The sequence below is a fragment of the Rhizobium oryzicola genome, from assembly GCF_030504645.1.
GTDB classification, from domain to species: domain Bacteria; phylum Pseudomonadota; class Alphaproteobacteria; order Rhizobiales; family Rhizobiaceae; genus Neorhizobium; species Neorhizobium oryzicola.
The window spans coordinates 1-21,547 of record NZ_JAUKWQ010000011.1 but is presented as its reverse complement, the minus strand read 5'-3'; the positions used below and the strand labels follow the sequence as shown (position 1 = coordinate 21,547).

The 21,547-nt window shown below is 59.4% G+C and carries 15 protein-coding genes and 1 pseudogene; 5 read left to right on the top strand and 11 right to left on the bottom strand.

Going from position 1 to position 21,547, the window contains the following annotated elements; translation table 11 throughout:
* The first annotated feature begins 260 nt into the window (after positions 1-260).
* The 3 genes from Q2T52_RS22410 (at position 261) to exaC (ending at position 8,271) form a co-directional block, all read left to right on the top strand.
* On the top strand, positions 261-5,351 hold the full coding sequence (locus Q2T52_RS22410; protein WP_302079115.1) for a trifunctional serine/threonine-protein kinase/ATP-binding protein/sensor histidine kinase: 5,091 nt from the start codon (positions 261-263) through the stop codon (positions 5,349-5,351).
* A 294-nt stretch (positions 5,352-5,645) separates the two neighbouring features.
* A complete protein-coding gene (locus Q2T52_RS22405) occupies positions 5,646-6,605 on the top strand; it encodes a helix-turn-helix domain-containing protein (RefSeq protein WP_302079114.1) in 960 nt (319 codons plus the stop codon).
* A 148-nt stretch (positions 6,606-6,753) separates the two neighbouring features.
* The gene (gene exaC / locus Q2T52_RS22400) at positions 6,754-8,271 is read left to right on the top strand and encodes an acetaldehyde dehydrogenase ExaC (RefSeq protein WP_302079113.1); all 1,518 of its coding nucleotides are present in this window, start codon (positions 6,754-6,756) and stop codon (positions 8,269-8,271) included.
* 128 nt (positions 8,272-8,399) lie between these two features.
* Here exaC and Q2T52_RS22395 read toward each other — a convergent pair whose 3' ends face one another.
* The 9 genes from Q2T52_RS22395 to Q2T52_RS22355 form a co-directional block, all read right to left on the bottom strand.
* Positions 8,400-9,563 carry a patatin-like phospholipase family protein gene (locus Q2T52_RS22395; protein ID WP_302079112.1) on the bottom strand — a complete coding sequence of 388 codons (1,164 nt, stop codon included), beginning with the start codon at positions 9,561-9,563 and terminating at the stop codon, positions 8,400-8,402.
* A 16-nt stretch (positions 9,564-9,579) separates the two neighbouring features.
* Complete coding sequence (locus tag Q2T52_RS22390) at positions 9,580-10,368, bottom strand: 3-hydroxybutyrate dehydrogenase (protein ID WP_302079111.1); 789 nt, start codon at positions 10,366-10,368, stop codon at positions 9,580-9,582.
* An 8-nt stretch (positions 10,369-10,376) separates the two neighbouring features.
* The gene (locus tag Q2T52_RS22385) at positions 10,377-11,123 is read right to left on the bottom strand and encodes an acetoacetate decarboxylase (RefSeq protein ID WP_302079110.1); all 747 of its coding nucleotides are present in this window, start codon (positions 11,121-11,123) and stop codon (positions 10,377-10,379) included.
* 444 nt (positions 11,124-11,567) lie between these two features.
* Complete coding sequence (locus Q2T52_RS22380; RefSeq protein WP_302079109.1) at positions 11,568-12,386, bottom strand: sugar phosphate isomerase/epimerase family protein; 819 nt, start codon at positions 12,384-12,386, stop codon at positions 11,568-11,570.
* Positions 12,387-12,434: 48 nt separating this feature from the next.
* Complete coding sequence (locus Q2T52_RS22375) at positions 12,435-13,250, bottom strand: ABC transporter permease (protein ID WP_302079249.1); 816 nt, start codon at positions 13,248-13,250, stop codon at positions 12,435-12,437.
* A 131-nt stretch (positions 13,251-13,381) separates the two neighbouring features.
* Entirely contained in the window at positions 13,382-14,317 is a 936-nt protein-coding gene (locus Q2T52_RS22370; RefSeq protein WP_302079108.1) for an ABC transporter permease, read from the bottom strand.
* Between the two features lies 1 nt (position 14,318).
* The gene (locus Q2T52_RS22365; protein WP_302079107.1) at positions 14,319-15,335 is read right to left on the bottom strand and encodes an ABC transporter ATP-binding protein; all 1,017 of its coding nucleotides are present in this window, start codon (positions 15,333-15,335) and stop codon (positions 14,319-14,321) included.
* The gene (locus Q2T52_RS22360) at positions 15,332-16,342 is read right to left on the bottom strand and encodes an ABC transporter ATP-binding protein (protein ID WP_302079106.1); all 1,011 of its coding nucleotides are present in this window, start codon (positions 16,340-16,342) and stop codon (positions 15,332-15,334) included. Before Q2T52_RS22360 ends, Q2T52_RS22365 begins: the two co-directional genes overlap by 4 nt.
* Positions 16,343-16,346: 4 nt before the next feature.
* Positions 16,347-17,927 carry an ABC transporter substrate-binding protein gene (locus Q2T52_RS22355; protein WP_302079105.1) on the bottom strand — a complete coding sequence of 527 codons (1,581 nt, stop codon included), beginning with the start codon at positions 17,925-17,927 and terminating at the stop codon, positions 16,347-16,349.
* 228 nt (positions 17,928-18,155) lie between these two features.
* On the opposite strand from Q2T52_RS22355, the gene Q2T52_RS22350 reads away from it, so the two are divergent.
* Positions 18,156-18,869, top strand: coding sequence for a GntR family transcriptional regulator (locus tag Q2T52_RS22350; protein ID WP_302079248.1), 714 nt, complete (start codon positions 18,156-18,158; stop codon positions 18,867-18,869).
* Positions 18,870-18,947: 78 nt separating this feature from the next.
* Here Q2T52_RS22350 and Q2T52_RS22345 read toward each other — a convergent pair whose 3' ends face one another.
* Positions 18,948-20,423, bottom strand: coding sequence for a carboxylesterase/lipase family protein (locus tag Q2T52_RS22345; RefSeq protein WP_302079104.1), 1,476 nt, complete (start codon positions 20,421-20,423; stop codon positions 18,948-18,950).
* Between the two features lie 99 nt (positions 20,424-20,522).
* Between Q2T52_RS22345 and Q2T52_RS22340 the strand changes: the two genes are divergently transcribed.
* Entirely contained in the window at positions 20,523-21,425 is a 903-nt protein-coding gene (locus Q2T52_RS22340; protein ID WP_302079103.1) for a LysR family transcriptional regulator, read from the top strand.
* A gap of 14 nt (positions 21,426-21,439) precedes the next feature.
* Here Q2T52_RS22340 and Q2T52_RS22335 read toward each other — a convergent pair.
* Positions 21,440-21,547 (bottom strand): annotated as a pseudogene (locus Q2T52_RS22335) (IS110 family transposase); the annotation flags it as partial.

Below are 21,547 nucleotides of genomic sequence, written 5' to 3'. Positions count from 1 at the left end.
CGACATAGTCGATTGAGGAACCCTCTTACGCCGACCGCATCGGGGTACCATGAACTCGCGACGGGTCATCGGTCAACGCGGCGACAGAACTCAACATCACGCATTCGCGGTGTGTTTATATAAACCACTCTCAATCGACCAAATATTGCAGCACACACGACCATCTCATTCAAATTGGACGCCTATTATTCTAGACAGCTCAGGTGCAGCGTATACCAACAAGACAAGCCCAATGAGGCCTGCTCGAGATGAGATAGCGCTTGACGGAGAGCCATGTGATTTTTGATGACGCTTGGCTTGTCGCTTCCCAGCGGGAGCTTGTTTGGCAATCGGGTGGGCGGCAACTCTATAGACTGTATGACCCATCTGGAACATGGGAAGCCTTTGTACTGCCGTCGGGCACCGAAGCTTCGGTCGGTTGCGAGGTTCCCACTTGGAGAAATGGCTGCGAGTGGTGGCACGATAGGCCCAAGGCGGTCTTGCTGGAGACAGACCGCCTTGTTGCCATTTTCGAGACGTCCAGCATCCTCACAAACCTGTTGCGGACTGAGCCTCGGCCGCTCGATGAATTTCTGCCTCTGGCCATCTCGATGACCAAGGCAGTTGTGGCAGCCCACGCAGATTGCGGTACGCTGGCGAGCCTGCACCCTAGCAATATTGCGATTGACAAGAATAGGGAGGCACGTCTTCGGAATTTTGGCACGATTGATCAATCAGGGGCGCTGTCTCCGTCATCGAGCCTGCACGTCGATCTTGGCGATGACATCGTCTATCGCGCTCCAGAACAATTGCGGCCGATTAGCCCGCAGTCTGATGCGAGAAGCGATCTCTATGCGCTCGGAATGGTCCTCTTCAAACTGTTGACGGGCAGTTTACCCTTGAGCGCCAGTTCAACTCTGGAATGGCGGCATGCACATTTTGCGTTAGCTCCACAAAATGCCTCGGTTGTCTATGATGGTTTGCCTGCTGTCATCGCAGCAATTCTTGATCGTCTGTTGGCAAAAGAACCCACAGTCCGATATCAGTCGGCGATCGCCCTCGAAATGGATCTACTTCGGTGCCTGCAAGAGTGGCGGCAAAACCGTGCAATCAGTGATTTCGAAATCGGCGTCATTGATGCCCCGTTTGCCCAACTTTCGATCCCAGCACTTTCCGGCAGGGCGAATGAACAGCATCTTTTGGGCGAGGCAGTCCAGGTATTCCTGCGAGACAGAAAACCTGGATTGATCGGTGTTCACGGGCAGCCAGGCGTGGGCAAGTCTGCCCTGATCCAGAACCTCACGAGCGGGCTCCCCGAGCACATATTCTTCATACAAGGCAAAGGTGATTTACAGCAGTCGGACTCCCCTTATGCGCCCATCGTGCAGGCCATGCGCGCGCTGATCGATCACGTGATGCGCTTCGATCGCCTGGCTCTAAGCGAACTCCGGCAGCTTCTTGCAGGGAAGTTGGAAGGCAATGCACGCCTGCTTCTCGATCTCGTTCCGGCAATGGAGGTGCTAACAGGGACAAAGACACCGGCCGGCGAAATTCCTGCTCCATTAATGCAGCTTCTCCTGCAAAGAGCTCTTCGTTCGGTTCTTTCTACGGTTGCCGATGCTCTCTCGCCGGTCGTTCTGTTTATCGACGATCTGCAATGGGCCGATGAGGCAACCTTGTCGCTTCTATCCTTTCTCGTCCAAGAGCCAATTGCGGGGCTGCTTCTTGTAGTGGCAAGCCGAAGTGACGAAAACTCAACGCCAAAAGCACTGGCTTCCCTTGCCGTTAGCGCCCGCGCGACAATGGTTGATGTGACCGAGATCGTTCTAGCTCCGCTCTCTTTGGATGCGATCGGCGAAATGTTGCTGGCGATTTTCCCGGAGGCGTCGAGGGATCTGCTCGGTCTTGCGGACACACTACAGGAGAAGACGGGCGGCAACCCCTTCTATGTACGCAGATTGCTACAGGCGCTTGTGCAGGATGGTGTGATTGCCTTTTCACCCGTCGAACGCTCATGGTCCTGTCGCAAGGAGGATGTATCGCGCTATCCTGTCAGCGAAAACATTCTTTCCTTCGTCACACAACGCCTGATGCAGGCCGGGCCTGAGGCTTTGAACATTCTGATAACGATGGCATGCATCGGCCCGCAAACGGACAAGGCAGTGCTTGCACACGCGTTGAACATGTCCGACGATCAGTTGCTTGACCAAGCCATGCCTCTGGTTCGTTCGGGATTCATAATTCTTTCTCCGACGTCATTGAAATTTGCCCACGACCGCATCCAGGAGGCAGCTTATGCACTTTTGGACGTATCGAAGCGCCAGCGTGTTCACCATAGCCTTGCTCATGTCCTCCTATCCTTATGGGGCACACAAAGCGGACCAGCCGCGTTCGCCATCGCAAGTCAGATCGAGCTATCACACGCGGAATGCCTTTCTCGCGACGAGCGTAAGCTGTTCGTGGAGGCTCTTCTTGCCGCTGTGACGCATGCAAGACGCTCCGCTGCAGCTGTTCAGGCAACCCGTTACGCCGAGGCCGCACTTCGACTGATCGACGAGGAGATGTGGAAGGAGGAATATGCCCTATCCTTTCGCGCTCACATACTCCTCTGTGATGCGCTGTTGGCAGCCGCAATACTCGACAAGGCAGATACACAGTTACATCAACTGTTGCCCCGTGCGGCCTCCGATCTGGATCGAAATGCCGTGTTTCGGCTTCGCGCCAACCTGCTGACCCTTCAGTCGGACTACGAGGGTGCCATTGATGCGGTACTATCGGGATTGACCGAACTTGGCGTCCATCTGAAGCGCTGGCCGTGCCGCGAGGAACAAGACCAGATCTATGGCGGGATCCTTGAACTGCTGGGCGATCAGCCCGTTGCGGCTTTGGCAGACTCGCCGGCCATGGAGGATCCCCGTGTCCGCGCGGCCATGTCCTTGCTGGCACCGCTGATCTCGTCGGTGTTTACCACCGACGGGCTGAGGTTCACCCATCTGGCAAAGATGGTGGAACTGACTATCCGATACGGGGCCTGTCCGGAATCGAGCCACGGCCTTTCTTGGTTCGGAGCCATGATTGGAGAGAAATACGACGCCTATCACGACGGGCTGGAGTTCTGCCTTGCCGCACGGGCACTGGTCGATCGATATGGCTTCGAGGAGTACAGGACATCTGTCCTTCTTGCCGTGGACCAGATTGGTCCTTGGACGCGCCCGATGCCATTTGCTCTGGAGCGCGTTCGGGAAGCGATCACCGCCGGCCATGCCGCAGGCGATGTCGCCTGGATGTGCTATGCGCGCAACCATCTGATCTCTGACTTGATCTTCATGGGCGAGGATCTCACACATGTCGCGAGAGAGGCGGAGGAATCGGTGGCCGTGTGCCGTCGCTTTGGGTATAGCGACATCGAGTATATCCTCACGGCACAACTTTCTTTCGTACACCAGCTTGCCGACGGCGGAGAGGCCTCCCGGATCCAGGCGCTGGATACCGGCCCTCGTGCTCCGATTGTCGCGCCGACCACGTTGTTCTGGGTGAATTTCTACGCGGGCATGTCCCTCTATTTCGTCGGAACCTATGAAGAGGCCATTGCAAAGTTGGCCTATGCGGATGAGTTGGGTCCACTTCTTATCACCCATATCGATACCGCCTACTGCAAGTTCTTTTTGGGAATGGCGATTGCGGCGTCCTACAATGGCGTATCCGGCGCCGGTCCGGATCGTCAGCGGCTATCCGAAATTAAAGATAGATTTGCTTCATGGGCCAAGCTCAATCCAGAAACCTTCGGCCATAAGCTACTGCTCCTGGAAGCCGAGATTGCCCGCATTGAGATGAACCCTGCGCATGCGCTTGTCCTGTATGAGGAGGCCGCGCAGGCCGCCCGGGCATCGCACTTTCAGCAGGAAGTCGCGCTGGCTATGGAGCGCGCGGCTCTCTGCTGCCTGAACATGGGAAATGCCGTGGCCGGCAATGCCTATATGCGGGTCGCTGCTGCGACATATGCGCGATGGGGCGCCGGCTGGAAGGCGGATATTCTCACCGCTAACCTGCTTCCCGACGTGTTGGAACCGCCCGCGACCAAGCCTAATTTGAGAACCCATTCCGCCGAGGCCGAGACCGTTCTCGGCATCTCTCTCGCCCTCTCAGACGAGATCATGCTCGACCGCTTGATAGAAACTCTGATGAAGAGGATGCTGGTCCACACTGGCGCCAATCGGGGTCTTCTCCTGAAGATTTCCGAAGGCAGGCTAGACATTGAAGCCTCGGCCTGGACAGACGGAGGCAATGTCCGCGTCAGCAGTTCAAATCTTCCACAGCCTGATCAGGGGCTGCCCTATTCGGTCATCGACAGGGCACTGCAAGTGCGTGCACCCTTCCTGCTGTCCGGCACCGACTTCGGAACATGGACATCGGAGCGGGACGCGGTCCTTACAGGTCGCTCGCTTCTTTGCGTTCCCCTACTTCGTCGCGGTGAACTCACTGGTTTGCTTTGCCTTCAGAATGATTACCTCGAGGGCGTGTTCGCCCCCGATACCATTGCTCTTGTCACCGTCATTGCATCCCAGGCGGCAATTTCCCTCGAAAATGCCCGGCTTTACACGAGCCTGCTGGCGGAAAACGAGCTTCGTGCAAAAAGCGAGCGCGCGCTGGCCGGAGCGCGAGCGGAACTCGAGAAGACGTCACGTCTGACGCTGCTCGGAAGCATCGCCGCCTCCATCACCCACGAGATCGGACAACCGCTGGCAGCTATCGCATCCAATGCAGGAGCAGGTCTGCGATGGCTGAAACGGGCGGAACCGGAGATCGAGGAAACCGTCATGGTTCTGACGGAGATACAGGCAAGCGTAGCAAGGGCCCATGAAATTATTCGGGCATTACGCGCGCTATCGAAGCAGGTTCCCGGCATCCGGCAGAACATCAAGGTTGATGAGGTTATCAAGGAGGTTCTACACATTGCGAGATCAGAAATTGAGCGCCACGGTGTCGACGTAACCGTGACGCTTGCCGCAGGCGAGGGAGCAGTCCTTGGGGATGCCACCCAGCTCAAGCAAGTTGTCCTGAATCTCTTGCAAAACGGAATGGAAGCAATGGACACCCTTCCATCCGCTGAGCGGCGCATGGAAATCGTATCATGTACCAAAGACGGAGACGTCACGGTGGACATCCGCGATTTCGGCAGCGGTATTTCCCCGGAGATCGCCAGTCAGATCTTCGAGCCCATGTATACGACAAAGGCGGCCGGCATGGGCATGGGACTGGCAATCTGCAAGTCCATTATCGAAGCGCATGACGGTATCCTGAAGGTGACAGCCCTTGATGTTGGAACCGTCTTCACCTTTACACTGCCTATCAGCCTGGAAAGCGAACCATAAAGCTTCCCGAGAATCTGATCGCAAAGTCGCAAAGATCGCTCTGAGTGAAAAGCGTCATCCCGGCAACTGACCTCCTGCTGAAGCCATTGCTTGGGAATAAGAAGGCTAGCGCGGAGCTTCACCCCAATCAACCGCCAGTTCATTTGCCTGACGTGAGCGGACTTTGCTCGCCTCAAGCGCTGCGCCTTTCAGCGCGTTTGATCCTTGCAACGAAGGGATAAACACAAGCATCACTTTTTTCATTGAAAGAAGCAGGCTTCCGGCGCACCATCCGGAAAAATCGGGGAGGAGCCGATGTCCAGCAGCACGGGCCATGCGGATCACGTGTACCACAGCGCCAGCCAGCCTTCGGCTGCGGCGAACTCGCCGATCATTGCATCGTGGCGTCGCTGCATGACCATGCATCATCTGGCGCCGGAAAAAGGCAGCAAGCCGATGATCCTGGCCGATCCCGAGTTTCGCCGTGCGCGCGAAATTTCCGCGGGTTTGATTGCCGAAAGCACTGACGAACTCGACCGGATCTTTACCACAGTCGGCAAGGCCGGATGCTGCCTGCTTCTCACGAATGCCGATGGCGTGGCGCTGGAGCGACGAGGTGCATCGGCCGACGACCAGGATTTCCGTAAGCTCGGCCTATGGTCCGGGGCGGTTTGGAGCGAGGCGAGCGTCGGCACCAACGGCATCGGAACAGCACTTGCCGAGGAGCGCTCCGCCACTGTATATCGCGACCAGCATTTTTTCACGTCCAATATCAGTCTGTGCTGCACGACAGCGCCCATCCGCGACCACAAGGGCCATGTGATTGGCGCCCTCGACATTTCCACCTGCCGGGATGACGTGAACGAGTTGACCTTTTCCATGCTGACGCAGGCCGTGCGCGATGCGGCGCAACGCATCGAGGGCAATCTGTTCCGTCGGGCCTTTCCGGGTGCGCGCATCCTCATGCTGCCACCTGGAAAGTCGTCGGCCCTATCTCTTTTGGCAGTGGATCAGGACGACATCATTCTGGGCGCGACGCGCGCGGCAAGGCTTGCCTTGCGGCTGGATGACGCGCAACTGGCGGCTGGCATCCCGGCGTCGGACGCACTTCGCGAAGACCGTCACGACAGGGGTGCAGAACTTGCCGAGGCGGAACGGGCAGCCCTTCGCCGCGTCCTTTCGCGGACCAATGGCAACATCACCCAGGCAGCTGCCCTGCTGGGGATCAGCCGGGCAACACTTCACCGCAAGATGAAGAAGCTGGCCGTAAGTTGAACCGATCATTTCGCCGATTGCGCTGTCGCAGATGTGAGACAGTGTGCGGTGCGGAATGGCTGGCAGTGGCTATCCATACTGCTGTTTCGCGATCACCTTCCTCTCACGCGATCATCACCGATCGCCTTTCATCAGGGAGGATGAACGCATGAACATTCAGGTCCAGCACAAGGCGGGTGAAGCACCGTTCAAGCTGAAATATGGAAACTACATTGGCGGCCAATGGGTGGAGCCGAAGTCCGGCCGCTATATGGACAACCTGTCGCCCGTCACCGGACAGAAGCTTTGCGAAGTGCCGCGCTCCGATGCCAGCGATATTGAATTCGCTCTGGACGCGGCGCACAAGGCCCGCGCCGCCTGGGGCAAGACCAGCGTAACCGAGCGCTCCAACATTCTTCTGAAGATCGCCCAGCGCATCGAGGACAATCTGGACCTCATCGCGCGTGCGGAAACCTGGGACAACGGCAAGCCGCTGCGGGAAACCACGAATGCTGATATCCCGCTCACCATCGACCATTTCCGTTATTTTGCCGGCTGCGTGCGCGCTCAAGAAGGGTCCATCGGCCAGATCGACAATGACACCGTGGCCTATCATTTCCACGAGCCACTCGGCGTTGTCGGCCAGATCATTCCATGGAATTTTCCGATCCTGATGGCCGCCTGGAAGCTGGCGCCGGCGCTGGCAGCCGGAAACTGCGTAGTGCTGAAGCCCGCGGAGCAGACCCCGGCCTCCATTCTGCTCGTCATGGAACTGATCGAGGATCTCTTGCCGCCTGGCGTCCTCAACATCGTCAACGGGCTTGGCACGGAAGCCGGCAAGCCGCTGGCGCAAAGCAAACGGATCGCCAAGATCGCCTTTACCGGCTCGACGTCGGTCGGTAAGGAGATCATGCGCTACGCCGCTGACAACGTCACCAACATCACTCTGGAACTCGGCGGCAAGTCGCCCAACATCTTCTTCGCCGACGTGATGAACGAAGATGACGCCTTCCTCGACAAGGCGCTCGAAGGCTTTGCCATGTTCGCGCTCAATCAGGGCGAAGTCTGCACATGCCCGTCGCGTGCACTGGTGCACGAATCCATCTACGACCGCTTCATGGAAAAGGCGATCAAGCGCGTGGAGGCAATCAGCCAGGACGATCCGCTCAATGCCGCGACGATGATCGGCGCCCAGGCGTCGAAGGAGCAGTTCGACAAGATCCTGAGCTATCTGGAAATCGGCAAGAAGGAAGGCGCGAAAGTGCTGACCGGCGGCGATCGCAAGTCGCTCTCCGGCAATCTGAAAGACGGCTTCTACATTCAGCCGACCGTGTTCGAAGGCCACAACAAGATGCGCGTATTCCAGGAGGAGATCTTTGGCCCCGTCGTGTCCGTGACCACCTTCAAGACAGTCGAAGAGGCCATCGAGATTGCCAATGACACCGTCTATGGACTTGGCGCCGGCGTGTGGAGCCGTGACACCAACACCGCATACCGCGCAGGTCGCGGCATCGAGGCTGGCCGCGTCTGGACCAATTGCTACCATGCCTATCCCGCAGGAGCAGCTTTCGGTGGCTACAAGCAATCCGGCATTGGTCGCGAAACGCACAAGATGATGCTGGACCATTATCAGCAGACGAAGAACCTGCTGGTCTCCTACAGCCTCAACAAGCTGGGGTTCTTCTGACATATAAGTCTGCCCTTCCGGGAGCGAGGCGACTCAAAGCGCCGCTTTGCTTCCGGACGTCCCGCGGAAAAGCAATTCGCATCCAGATATGCGATCGTCCGCTGAGCGTTTTGCCAGCGGGCGATGCGTTAATCGTCCTCTTTCAGCAAGTCGAAAGCCAGAACGCCTTCACGGTTTTGAGGTCGCGCGTAGATGGCAGGATTCTCCAGAGTACGTTTCGCGTCCTGATAACCGGATTTCCAATGGTCAAGCATGGTCAGGCGCGAGAACTCGTAATCCTTCGAGTGACCTTCATGCTTCTGTGTTCGGTAGATCAGGTGGACCACACTGTAGACCTTCTGATCCGCCACTTGTTTCAGCAGATCAAAATCCTCGCTGTTTTGCAATTCTGGGGGCAGGTTCTCGAGCAGGTGAGCAAGAGCGCCGCGAATCCGCTGCAGGCGTTTGAAGTGATCGGTTTCGGACCGCGTGCGGCTGGAATATTGAATTTCCTTCTGACGTGTCGACACCTCGAAGATATTTCCCGGAAGATCGCCGCGCGCGCTCCACAGATCAACCTGGAAGGCAAGCGTGTCCTGGCGCATACCAGCGGTATCCACCACCCATTGCAGCGGCGTATTGGAGATCAGCCCCCCGTCCCAATAATGTTCCCCGTCAATCTCGACGGCGCCAAATCCGGGCGGTAACGCTCCGCTGGCCATGACATGCTCAGGCCTTATAAGCTCGCGTGTGTTATCAAAATAGGTGAAGTTTCCAGTTCTCACATTCACTGCGCCAACTGAGAACCGCGTCTCGCCATGATTGATCCGATCGAAATCAACCAGCCGCTCCAGTGTCGACCTGAGCTGGGCGGTGTCGTAAAAGCTGGTTGCCTCGTGGCTGCCGTGCGCATGAAAAAATGGCGCTGGAAACCTGGGAGTAAAGAAATCCGCAGCGCCAGCCAACAGCGCGTAATTCGCGCCAATGGCATTGTGAACGCGGCGTGCCAGTTCACCCTTGGGCGCAAACAGCTCGTTCGTCGTTACCCAATCCAATAGCGGATTGGTGGTAATCGTGTTCCAAAACGCGTGGAGCTTTTCCACGCGCTTTTCCGGTGGATTGCCTGCAATCAGCGCAGCGTTAACTGCGCCGATTGAGATACCGGCCACCCAATCGAGCGGCAGGCCGGCCTCCGCCATCGCCTCATAAATACCCGCTTGATAGGAGCCGAGCGCTCCACCTCCCTGAAGTACCAATGCGATGCATTCAAAGGGAGGGCGGTTCGTCGCAAATGATGTTCCGCGGGTTTTCATGAGACCCTCTCAAATCTTATTGCATAAACCAGCCGTGACTTACGACCAGGGATTGACCGGTCAGTGCGTTGCTCTCGAAAGCAGCTAAAAACAAAGTCGCCTCAGCAACATCCTGAACGGTCGTGAATTCGCCATCCACGGTGTCCTTGAGCATGATGTCCTTGACGACCTCGTCCTCCGTCAGGCCCAATGTTTTTGCCTGTTCTGGAATTTGCTTATCAACGAGGGGTGTGCGCACGAAACCAGGGCAGATGACGTTGGAACGGACCTTATGCTTAGCCCCTTCTTTCGCCACTACTTTTGCCAGGCCAATCAGACCATGCTTGGCTGTGACATACGGTGCCTTGAGGAGCGAAGCTTCCTTGGAATGAACGGAACCCGTATAGATGATACTGCCGCCAGTGCCCTGACGATACAGATGCTTGAGCGCGGCCCGGGTCGTCAGAAATGCGCCATCGAGATGAATGGCCAACATTTGCTTCCACTTGGTGAAATCATACTCATCGACGGGCGCAACGATCTGAATACCGGCGTTGCTAACCAAGATATCCAGCTTGCCGAAGTGTGAGACAACGTTATCGACGCCTGCCTCGACCTGCGCTTCGCTCGTCACATCCATGCCGATACCGATCGCGCTACCCTTGCCGTACTTCGCCTCGATCTCCTCGGCTGCGGTCTTGGCGGCATCGACATTCAGATCCGCGATGGCGACCTTCGCGCCTTCGCGGGCAAAAGTTAGAGCGATTTCCTTGCCGATACCGCTAGCAGCGCCCGTGACGATGGCAACCTTATTTTCGAGTTTCATGACAGTTCCTAGTTTTCGAGGTAATCGTGGACGACCTTGCCGAGACCAAGCGTCAGATCGGCGCGGAAATGCATGGCAGACACAATCTCCAGCACTGGCAAGTCATTCACCGGAGCGAGCGCGTGGCTATCGAGCTTAAGGCTGCACGGACCGGCATAGGCCCATTTCAGATCGATATCCTCCAAATGGTATTCCACCAGCTCGCATATGCGAAGGCTACCATCGACATGGGGAATGATTTTCAGCAGGAAATTCGGTGACTTGAGGGACTCGAGCACGGGGCCATTCTCAAGCTTGGAATGCTTGTAGCCCATCGTCGCAGTGGCAACGCGCACGGAACCATAATCCAGTGTGCCAACGATGGAGTCGGTCTCAACCTTCAAGCATGGATTGGCGAGTTTTTTGGGGAAGCCCCAGAGTTCCCGCCCCCCTGCGATCGGCGGATCGTCGTTGAGGAACATGCAGTGCGTGTAGGCGCCTTTCCGACCTTGGAACGACACCGGAATGACCTGACCGCTTTCGGTGTAGTCCCCAAAGCCGGTCGAGTCCGGCATGCGGATGAACTCGTATTTCACCAGCGGATTTGCCGGGTCGATTTCAAGGGGTTCCGGCACCAACTTGCGCAAAATATCCGGATCGGTGCGATAGGTGATGATCATGAATTCCCGGTTCACAAACCGGTACGGCCCCCTGGGAAACGCCGGACTGGTTAGCGGCATGGCGAAGGCGTTCTTCAGAATATCGGCTTCATTCATAACGTTGCTAAGCTCCAAAGGCAGACCACACATTTCCTTTAGATGGGATCGTAGTGAGGGGTGGCCAGAGGTGTCGGGTCCGGAACGAGGCGGAACTGCGTGGTGGACAACCGCTTGCTTAAAGGCACACTTACGTAGCCGGAAGTGATACGGCCTTGAACTCACTGTGAGCGGAAGGGTGATGCAAGCTCGCTGACAATGTGCGCTCCCGCCTCACGTCGGTTGAGACGCGCCGGGGCTCACCTGCCGGGAAAAGGCAGAGAGAAGATTTTCACTGCGGTGTAGCCGCTGCCACGATGAGCCGCCAAATGCTCGCGGCGCGCGTCATCGATGTCCATATCGAACCACAAAACCTCTATCTGTTCGACAGGCAAAGCGGCGTTGCGCTGAAAGGTCTTGAATGAGGAAGGGCGAAGGGTCACCGCGCCCTTCCTACTTTATGATTTACTGCGCCAGGCCAAGTTCCACGAGATGAGCGGCAGAGGCCTTGATCTGGCTCTTGTCGCGGATCTCGATGATCAGGCGCGGGTTGGAGGTGATGACGGACAGGCGAGCAAACAGCGCACGCCAGTTGATATTGCCGTGGCCGAGCGGCCAGTGACGGTCGGCAAAGCCATCGGCATCCTGCAGATGCACGTGTTGCAGCAGGTTACCGGCATCATGCGCGAAATAATCGACCGGGACCGCACCGGTGGAGCCATGGGCGTAATGGGCATGGCCGGTATCGATCGATAGGGCAAAGGCCGGCGAGTTGAAGTCTTCCACCAGACGGCGGCGCTCAGCGGGGTCCTTGTCCTCGATGTTTTCAAGCACGAACACGCAACCTTGATCCTCGGCGCGCTTGATGGCGGCATCCAGCGTCTGGTGCGTCGTCTCTAACACCCGCTGGCGCTGGTCCGGCCAGTTGTCGAGATTGTTGTGCATCCAGGTCGTATAGGGGCTATGGATGACGATCTGGGTGATGTTGAGTGCCTGAGCCACGTCGAGTGCCTGATCCATGCGACGTGCCACGACGGCGCGCACATCCGGATCGGCGGAGGCAATGTTCAAGCCCATGAAGGGGCCGTGCATGCCGAGCCGGCCCGTATGGCCATCGAGAAGCTGCTTTGCGCGGTCCACCAGCGGTTGCCAGTCACCCGAGAGAACCTCGGCAGGAACGAAATCCTGCAATTCGAGATCGCGTGGCTTTTCCAGAAGCCAGGCGCGGTTCAGTTCGACGTCCTTCAACGTCATGGCGGCGCCGAGGATGGGCAGATCAGACATGGGTCAGTCCTTGTGTTATCGAGCAAACATGCTGCTTGGGGTGGAAAGTCAGGAAAGGGTCGGGTCTAGCCGGTCGCGCAGCCAGTCGCCGAGCAGCGACACGCAAAGCGCGGTAACGGTGATGACGAAGGCCGGCGCCAGCATGATCCAGGGTGCGGACGAGAGATATTCGCGCCCGAAACCGACCATGTTGCCGAGCGAGGTGTCCGGCGGCTGGATGCCGAGCCCGAGGAAGGAGAGGCCGCTTTCCAGAAGGATGATTTCCGGAAAGGCGAGCGTCATCGAGACGATCAGGGTGGAGGCGATATTGGGCAGGATATGCCGGCCGTAAAGGCGCCAGGGCGAGGCGCCCAACTGGTGCACGGCGGCGGCATAGCCATGCGTCTTGCCGCTGATGGCAAGACCGCGGGCAATGCGGGCATAGCGTTCCCAGGCATGGAAGCCGAGCAGGCAGACGAAAAGAACCAGCGAATTACCGAAGAAGGCAAGAACGGCCAATGCCAGGACCAGGAAGGGAATGGCGGCGGAAAAATCCACCAGGGCCAGAACCGCCTGTTCCACGATCCCGCGGAAATGCGCGGCGACAAAACCCAGCGTCACGCCGATCACCGCACCAATGATGGTGGCGCCGAAGGCAATCAGCAGGCTCATGCGGATCGAGGTGATGAGACGTGAGAGCACATCGCGCCCCAGTTCATCGGTGCCCAGCACATGCCGCCAGCTGCCGCCCATGAAGACCGGCAGGCTCAAGCGGTTGCGCAGATCCATCTGCGTGAAGCGATAGGGCGAGATCAGGTCCGCGGATACGGCAATTGCCAGCATCAGAACGAGCCAGAGGATGGCGATTACAATCAGCAGCGGCATCCGGTTGCCCGTGGCAAACCGCGACAGGAGCCGCGTGATCAGCGAGCCGCCGGTACCGGCGGGAGACGAGGTGGCGTCGACCATCAAAATACTCCGTCAGGGTTCGAGCGGCGGACAAGCGGAGACATCGGTCATCGGCGCGCCGCCCTCGCCTGTCCCTGCATGCGCGGATCGACCAGCCCGTAAAGCACGTCGACAACCATGTTGGCGGCGACCATGGTCATCGCGATCATCAGCACCACGGCCTGCACGACGGCGAGATCGCGGTTGGCGACAGAAACCACCAGCAGACGCCCCACGCCCGGCCAGGAAAACACGCTCTCGACCACCACGGCACCGGCCACGAGGCCGCCCAGCATGAAGCCGATAATGGTGATGGTGGGGATGGCGGCATTCTGCAGCGCATGGCGCCAGACCACCGCCGACCAGGGCAGGCCCTTGGCACTGGCGGTGCGGATATAGGACTGACCCAGCACTTCCAGCATGGCGCTGCGGGTAAACCGGGCAAGCAAGGCCGCACCGCCGAAGCCCATGGTCGCAATCGGCAGGATGGCGTTTCGCCAGCTGTCCTGCCCCGCGGATGGCAGCCAGCCGAGCGTGACCGAGAAGATCAGCACCAGCAGCATGGCAAGAATGAAGGAGGGCACGGCAAAACCGGTGACCGCCATGACCATCACGCAGCGGTCGATCAGGGAATTGCGGTGCAGCGCGGCATAGACGCCTGCCGGAATGCCGACCGCGATGTTGACGAAGAAGGCCGGAATGGTAAGCGCCAGCGTAGAGGGTACCCTCTCCAGGACCACGGCCACCACATCGCGGCCATCGCGCATGGAGCGGCCGAGTTCGCCGCTGAAGACGGCCTCAAAGAAGGCGAAATACTGAACCCAAAGCGGCTGATCGAGCCCCCAAGCCTTGCGGAAGGCATCGATTGCTTCCGGCGGCGCATCGGCTCCCATGATCACGGTGGCCGGGTCGCCGGACATGCGCAGCACGACGAAGACGAAGGTGACGACCATGACGATACTGACGGCGGCGCGCAGCAGCCGGGACAAAAGGTATTGCAGCATGTCAGCAGGTCTCCAGCATGGTCGGGGCGCGGGCGGGTGCCGCCTCCCCATGCGCGACATGGCAGGCAACGCGGCGGCCATCGCTGCGGCGGGGCTTCAACACCGGCACTTCCGTGCGGCAGGTGGCGGTTGCGACAGGGCAGCGCGGATGAAATGCGCAACCGCTCGGGCGGTTGGCCGGGTTGGGCGGATCCCCCTGCAGGATAACGCGAGCCGCCGTCTTGCCGGGATGCGGGATGGCCGAGACAAGCGCCTGCGCATAGGGGTGGGCGGGATCCTGCAGGACGGCATCGGGTTCACCCTCCTCCACGATCCGGCCGAGATACATGACAGCGACGCGATGGCTGATCTGGCGCACGGCGCGCAGGTCGTGGCTGACGAACAGCATGCCCATGCCGGACCGTTCCTGCAGGTCCATCAGAAGGTTCAGCACCAGCGCCTGGATCGAGACATCGAGCGCGCTGATCGGTTCGTCGCAGACCAGAAGATCAGGATTGGTCACCAGGGCGCGGGCAATCACGGCGCGCTGGCGCTGACCGCCGGATAGCGACTGCGGATGGCGTGCCGCGTGATGCGGCTGCAGGCCCACCTCGGCCATGACGGCCGCCACGCGTTCCCTGCGTTCGGCGGACGTGCCAATGCGGTGAATATCGAGCGGCTCGGCCACCTGCGCGCCGATGGTCAGGCGCTTGTCGAGCGCCTGGAGCGGGTCCTGATACACCATCTGCATGCGACGGCGTAAGGCGGCCCAGTTCGAGGTGCCGCTTCTCGGCATCGCGGTTCCGTCGAAGGTCACAGCGCCTTCATCCGGCGGCTCAATGCCGAGCACCAGCCGCGCGGTCGTCGACTTCCCGCAACCGGATTCCCCGACCAGTCCGAGCGTTTCGCCGCGCGACAGGCTGAGCGAAACGCCATCGACAGCGCGCACCTGGGTGGTGCGACCCAGAAAGCCGCGGTGCATCATGTAGCTGCGGGCAAGATCGCGCGCTTCTAACAATTCAGCAGTACCGCCACTCATTGCAGCACCCGCTCACGGGCAAATGCCCCCTCACCCGCAACAGGATGGACATTCCTCTGGTAGGGTTTGGCGAAAACACACGCCGCACTGTGATCGTCGGCAAGCGGCAGAGGCGCTGGATCGACCTGTGCGCAAAGTTCCGTCGACAGGTCGCAGCGAGGCGCGAAAGCGCATCCGCTCGGCATGCGAGCCGCCTCCGGCACACTGCCGGGAATGGCGACAAGCCGCCGCCGAGGGCCGGTGAGCGGCGGCAGCGAACCCAGCAGCCCGCGTGTATAGGGGTGGCCCGGATGGCTGAAGATCTGCCCGCTCGGCGCCTCTTCCACGATACGGCCGGCATACATGACGGCGATGCGCGAACAGGTTTCCGACACAACGCCAAGATCATGCGAGATCAGCACCATCGCCATACCGGTGTCGCGGCGAAGCGTAGTCAACAGATCGAGGATCTGCGCCTGGATAGTCACATCCAATGCCGTGGTGGGCTCGTCGGCCACCAGCAATTCCGGCTCGCCGGCCAACGCCATGGCAATCATCACGCGCTGGTTCTGGCCGCCCGAAAGCTCATGCGGATAGGCATTGATGCGGTTTCTCGCATCGGGAATGCCGACCTGATCCATCAGCCGGATCACCTCGGCCTTCGCCCGCTCGCCGGTCATGCCGCGATGGAGCGTCAGCGCCTCGCCGATCTGTCGCCCGATGCGGTGGACGGGGTTTAGGCTTGCTGCCGGATCCTGGAAGATCATCGCAATGCGCCCGCCCCGCACCGGCTCCAGACGCGCCTTCGGCGCGCCGAGAATGTCCTTGCCGTCCAGCCAGACGGAACCGCGAACGGTGGCCGATGCCGGCAAAAGCCCGAGGGCTGCAAGCCAGGTGACCGACTTGCCGCAGCCGGACTCACCAACCAGCCCGACCGCCTCACCACGCTCTACCGACAAGTTGATGCCGCGAAGCGCCATCGAGCGCCCGAAAGCGACCGACAGGTTCTCGATCTCGACGAAGGCCATGACCTTACGCGCTCCAGTTATGGCGGCGGAAATCCATCACGAAGGACTGGGCGGGGGTCCATTTGATATCGGCGCGCTTGGCTGTGAAGGAGGCGTTGCGGTGCAGGACCACATAGGCCGGATCTTCGATCTCGATGATCTGCAGCATGCGGCGCCAGACGGCGATGCGGCGCGTCTTGTCCGTGCTGCTGCCGAGTTCCTGCGAGAGCTTGCCGAATTCCTCGTTGCGCCACTGGTTGCTCTTCCAGGGCGACCCGAGCGGCCCCCAGGAGCCGGACATCTGGACGTACGGGTCCGGCAGGCTGGCAGCAGCCGACCAGTCGTGAATGCCACGGGTCTCCGGGCCGCCTTCGCTGATCTGGCCCCAGTTTTCGACCATCTGCAGCTTGATGTTGAGGCCGACGGCACGCCAGTTTTCCGTATTGATCTGCGCGGTCGCCGTCTGGGCAGTATAATAATCGTTCAGCACGCGGTAGGGGATCGGCTCGCCGTTATAGCCGGCCTTGCGCAGCAGAGCGCGCGCCTTGTCCGGATCATAGGCAGGGTTCTCGTGGTCGGCGATGTAGAAATCGCCGTAGAAAGACCATTGCAGGCCGCGCGGCACTTCGGTGCGGCCGCTCCAGAGCGATTCCACGATCAGGTTGCGGTCGACGGAATGGGTCAGCGCCTGGCGGACCAGCGGGTTGGCAAGCACCGGATGCGACTTGTTGAAGACCGTATAACGGGTGTTGTTGATCGGGCCGCCGACCACCTTGAAGCGCTTGTCGGCCTCGACGGTCGCAATCTGGTCCGGCGGAATGTCACAGGCGAAATCGGCACCGCCCGAGCGCAGCAGGTTGATGCGCGAAGCCGTTTCCGGCGTCTCCACGAAACGGACCTGGCGAAGCGGCGGACGGCCTTCCCAGTGATCATCGAATGCGGAGAGCGTCAGCACGGAATCCGGCTTGTATTCCGTGATCGCATAGGGACCCGTGGTGATCGGCCGGCGCGCCCAATCCATCCAGCTCTTGGCTTCCATGAAGGCGCGCTTGCTGACGATCATGCCGATCGAACCGGACAGGCGGCCTTCCAGCACCGGATCGATGGAGGAATTGTGCAGGCGGATCTTGTGCGGCCCGAGCACCTCGATGCGCTCGAAGGCCGGAAGCGCCTGCCGTGCCACCACCTTGACGTTTTCCGGGACCTCGACGGTGCCGCCGCCCCACATCCGGTCCGGGCCATAGGAAAAGGCCACGTCCTCGGCGGTCATCACATCGCCATTGTGGAACTTAACGCCCTCGCGCAGGTCCACATCCACCGTCTGGTCATCCACGCGCTTCCAGGAGGTGGCAAGCTGCGGCTGCAGCGACATGTCGCCGATCCAGTTATTGCCGATCAGCGTCTCCGCATAGCTCGTGTAGATGCGGGTTCCGACATTGGACTGTTCCGTCAGCATTTCCAGCGTGTTGGAATTGGAAATGCGCTGCACGGCAACGGTCACGGCCGGACGCTCCGTCGATTGGGCAGAGGCAAACCGTGGCATGGCAAAGGCGGCCGTGGAGGCAGCGGAGACGGAAAGAAGATGGCGACGAGTGATTCCAGTCATTTTCTTGACCTTCTGAGGATAGCAATCCAAGGAAACGGTCCGCGAAGACGCGAGGTGGCTCGCGTCCGGCGTGTTCAAGCGTCGACGTTAAAATGACGATGATCAGAGGTGTCCGACGGACTGCACAGTTTTCCTTGCCCGCCGTGATGGGCAAATTCTTAAGAGGTCATTGTGAACTGCGAATGACAGCTGTAGGTACAGCTATGGTTTTTGAGGGGTAAGCGATTGATGGAGCCGCAATGGTTCAAGGTTTATCAGGCCGTAAAGAAGGCCATTCTGGTAGGCGAATTGCAGCCTGGCAGACAGGTTCCGCCGGAATTCGATCTGTCCGAAGAATATGGCGTCAGCCGCAACACGGTGCGGCGCGCCTATCTCGCACTGTCGCAGGAAGGCCTCATCCGCAGCGTGAATGGACGCGGCTCCTTCGTCATGCAGACGGGACTGACCTATGAAGTGGATGCGACCTCGCGCTTTCGCGATGTGCTGGACCGGCAGGGCGTGCGCTCCACCGTCCAGCTTCTGGATAGCGAGTACACAAAAGCCGACGAGGAAATTGCTGGTATCCTGAAGGTGGAGAGCGGCCATCCGCTGCTGAGGGTCACCGACCTCATCCTCGGGGACGAGGTACCCTTCATTCTGACGGTTCGTCACATCCGCGCGGATCTCATCGAAGATCTCGAGCGAAAGATGAAGGAAGCCAATTCCCTCACGCTGGTTGCCCGCCACGAAGGTCTCGGCCAGTTGCGCCGCGTTTCAACCACGGTCGAAGCGGGACTCCCTACGGACCGGGAGGCCAGTCTGCTGCAGAGCCCCGCCAATGCGCCGGTGCTTGTCGTTCATTCGAAGGGCGGCATCGACAACGGCTTGCTGCTCGAATGCCAGAGAGCCGTCATGAACAGCCAACGCATCCGGCTTTCCTTCCAGAGCGAGCCGGCACGTTGACGCCTTGGGTCGTTCTTTTCACCCTCAAGTCCACCCGGGTTGGACGCCATAGGTGGCCGCTCATACTCATCTCCGCCATCAGATGCTTGCGTAGGCTTGCACCCTCCTGTCGACATGCAGGCGCACACCATTTTCACCATAGGATGGCCAAGCCGGTAGCCCTTCGCCCTCGGGCGAACCGGTGCGCACAAAGCTGGTGAGAGCACTCTGGAAAATGTGTGACAGGTCATACGTTTCCTGGGCATCAGCACCGGCCACCGAGACGGCGCTGTGCCAGGTATCGATGTTGCCGAACAGGAATGGCAGGTCGATGCAGTGGCAGGCGCCTAGCCCGACCATCGGCGCCTGCCAGTCGAACTGGTACATGTAGGAGCGCGCACCATTACGGGCTTGTGCCGCGGCGAAGGCAGCACTTGGTTCAACGAAGGCTTCGTCGGCACGAAGGTCGGCCAGAATTGCGCCTGGATTGCCGGGAACTCGGCGAGCACGGGCGCGGGCAAGACGCTCTTCTGCCTCCTCACCGAACACGCGCGCGAACTCGGCCTCTAGCTGTACATCGGTGAAGTTGGCAAACAGCGGATTGCCGAGGCTGAAGGAGCCGTATTCTTCGCGTGTAATGCCGATGATGGTGTCGCACCAGGCTCCTTCTCCTTCCAGAATCGCCTCGATCGGATCACGCTTTATGAGATCACCATCAATGACGGGCATGAAGGGGGGCGCGACATCACCCGGCACAGTAGACGGTGGCAGGGCCTGCTGCAGTTTGCGTAACGCATCGAGGAACGCTTCGGGGGGCAGCGTGCGCAGCGCTTGCAAATCGTTCGGATCAAGCCCCAGCGCCTGCAGCATTGCGCGCGCCACCAGCGGTGCCTGTTCAGCTTTGCGTAGTTTCAATCCAAGCGGGGCACTCATTAAGATAGCACGTTGGAAGAGGTCCTTGCAGACGGGATTGGCCAGCATTGCGGCAATGCTGAAGGCGCCGGCAGATTGTCCTGCGACCGTGATAGCCTTTGGATCGCCACCGAACGCGGCAATCGTCTTACCCACCCAACGAAGTGCCGCGATTTGATCGTGGATGCCGAGGTTGGTCGGCGCGAAATCCGGCTGAGACAGGAAGCCGAGCGGGCCCAGACGGTATGTGACGTTGACGATAACGCAACCACTGTTCTTTGCCAGCAGGAAGCCATCATAGCATGCAAGCGAGCCGCCACCCGTCATGAAAGCTCCGCCGTGGAGGAAGACAAGCACCGGCGCAGGCGCACCCGTCGTGACGGGTGACCAGATGTCGAGGTGCAGGCAATCTTCATCGAGATGCATCGGGTACGTCCCCATCACCGCATCCAGACGCGATGGCAGTTGTGGGGCCACATGACCCGTCTCCAGAGCGTCCCGCACGCCATCCCATCGCAGGGGTTCGCTCGGCAGCGCATAACGGCGGTTCCCCACAGGTGGCTCTGCAAAAGGGACGCGGTGGAAGAACGCGATGCCGTCCCGCCGGAGGCCCCTCAGTGTTCCAAAGAGTGTATTGAGAGTGATGTCATGTGTCTGCGGCATTGGGATAACCCTCCGTTTCCATGATTGGAATGATAGCCGCGACTTTTGACTTCTGTCGTTCTATATTTGGGACGTTATCGTTCCAAAAGCGAGTTTACAATGAATGGCCTCGACGACATGTATCTCTTTCGAAAGATTGTGGAATGTGGCGGTATTTCGGCCGCGGCACGACGCCTTGGCGTATCGAAGTCCACGCTGGCTCGACGGGTGGGCGATTTGGAGACTCGACTGGGGCTTCCCCTGTATCATCGCGGCAGCCGTCGCTTCGGGCTGACGAATTTTGGCGCGGAGTGCTATCAACACTGCGTGCGTCTGGCCAATGAGGCGGACAAGGTTCTGGCCTTGGCCGAACGATCCCGCGCCCAGCCGACCGGCGTGCTGCACGTCGTCTGCCCGCCCGTCCTCGGTACCGCCATTGTTGATGCACTTGCCGTGGAATTTGCAGCCTCCGTGCCCGAGGTCCGTCTGCACTTGGAAGAGACAATGGGGATCTTTGACCCACGCGACAGCATGGCCGATTTTGCTATATATCCAAGCTTTGCTGCTTTGCCGGATAGCAGCCTCGTAGCGCGCAAGATCATGACGTCTCCCTACATTCTGGCGGCACGCCCAGATGTACTAGAAGGACGTTCTGTTCCAAAGAGCCCAGAGGAATTGCAGGATTTTCGCTGCATTGGACTCGGCAAACGGGGCACGGAATGGAAATGGCGCCTTCGCAAAACAAGACAGGTGCATACACATCGCTTCGCGCCTGTTTTTACCACTACGCTTCCAAGCGCCTTGCTGAGCGCCGCCTGCCAGGGGCTCGGCATTGCCTCCCTGCCAAAAGCCTTATGCTATGACCACTTTGAAGCAAAGCGATTGATGCCGCTGCTGGAGGATTGGGTTCCGGACCCGGTGACGATCTATGCCGTCTATCCGAGCTCGCACGCGCTATCGACAGCCGCTCGGCAGTTCCTCAACCTGCTTATGCAGCGGTTACCACAGCTAATGGCAAGCTAGAGTATCCGTTTTGATCAAGCGTGTTTTGGGGTCCATTTCCGGTTGTTTTTCAACAGTGCGTTTGCGAGCACAATGAGCTTTCGCATGATTGCGGTGATGGCGACCTTCGGTGGTTTTCCGGC

Excerpts from the sequence above, each read along its gene's own strand:
- Q2T52_RS22405 (WP_302079114.1), top strand. The coding sequence starts at position 5,646 with ATGTCCAGCAGCACGGGCCATGCGGATCACGTGTACCACAGCGCCAGC.
- exaC (WP_302079113.1), top strand. The coding sequence starts at position 6,754 with ATGAACATTCAGGTCCAGCACAAGGCGGGTGAAGCACCGTTCAAGCTG.
- Q2T52_RS22395 (WP_302079112.1), bottom strand. The coding sequence starts at position 9,563 with ATGAAAACCCGCGGAACATCATTTGCGACGAACCGCCCTCCCTTTGAA.
- Q2T52_RS22390 (WP_302079111.1), bottom strand. The coding sequence starts at position 10,368 with ATGAAACTCGAAAATAAGGTTGCCATCGTCACGGGCGCTGCTAGCGGT.
- Q2T52_RS22385 (WP_302079110.1), bottom strand. The coding sequence starts at position 11,123 with ATGAATGAAGCCGATATTCTGAAGAACGCCTTCGCCATGCCGCTAACC.
- Q2T52_RS22380 (WP_302079109.1), bottom strand. The coding sequence starts at position 12,386 with ATGTCTGATCTGCCCATCCTCGGCGCCGCCATGACGTTGAAGGACGTC.
- Q2T52_RS22375 (WP_302079249.1), bottom strand. The coding sequence starts at position 13,250 with ATGCCGCTGCTGATTGTAATCGCCATCCTCTGGCTCGTTCTGATGCTG.
- Q2T52_RS22370 (WP_302079108.1), bottom strand. The coding sequence starts at position 14,317 with ATGCTGCAATACCTTTTGTCCCGGCTGCTGCGCGCCGCCGTCAGTATC.
- Q2T52_RS22365 (WP_302079107.1), bottom strand. The coding sequence starts at position 15,335 with ATGAGTGGCGGTACTGCTGAATTGTTAGAAGCGCGCGATCTTGCCCGC.
- Q2T52_RS22360 (WP_302079106.1), bottom strand. The coding sequence starts at position 16,342 with ATGGCCTTCGTCGAGATCGAGAACCTGTCGGTCGCTTTCGGGCGCTCG.
- Q2T52_RS22355 (WP_302079105.1), bottom strand. The coding sequence starts at position 17,927 with ATGACTGGAATCACTCGTCGCCATCTTCTTTCCGTCTCCGCTGCCTCC.
- Q2T52_RS22350 (WP_302079248.1), top strand. The coding sequence starts at position 18,156 with ATGGAGCCGCAATGGTTCAAGGTTTATCAGGCCGTAAAGAAGGCCATT.
- Q2T52_RS22345 (WP_302079104.1), bottom strand. The coding sequence starts at position 20,423 with ATGCCGCAGACACATGACATCACTCTCAATACACTCTTTGGAACACTG.
- Q2T52_RS22340 (WP_302079103.1), top strand. The coding sequence starts at position 20,523 with ATGAATGGCCTCGACGACATGTATCTCTTTCGAAAGATTGTGGAATGT.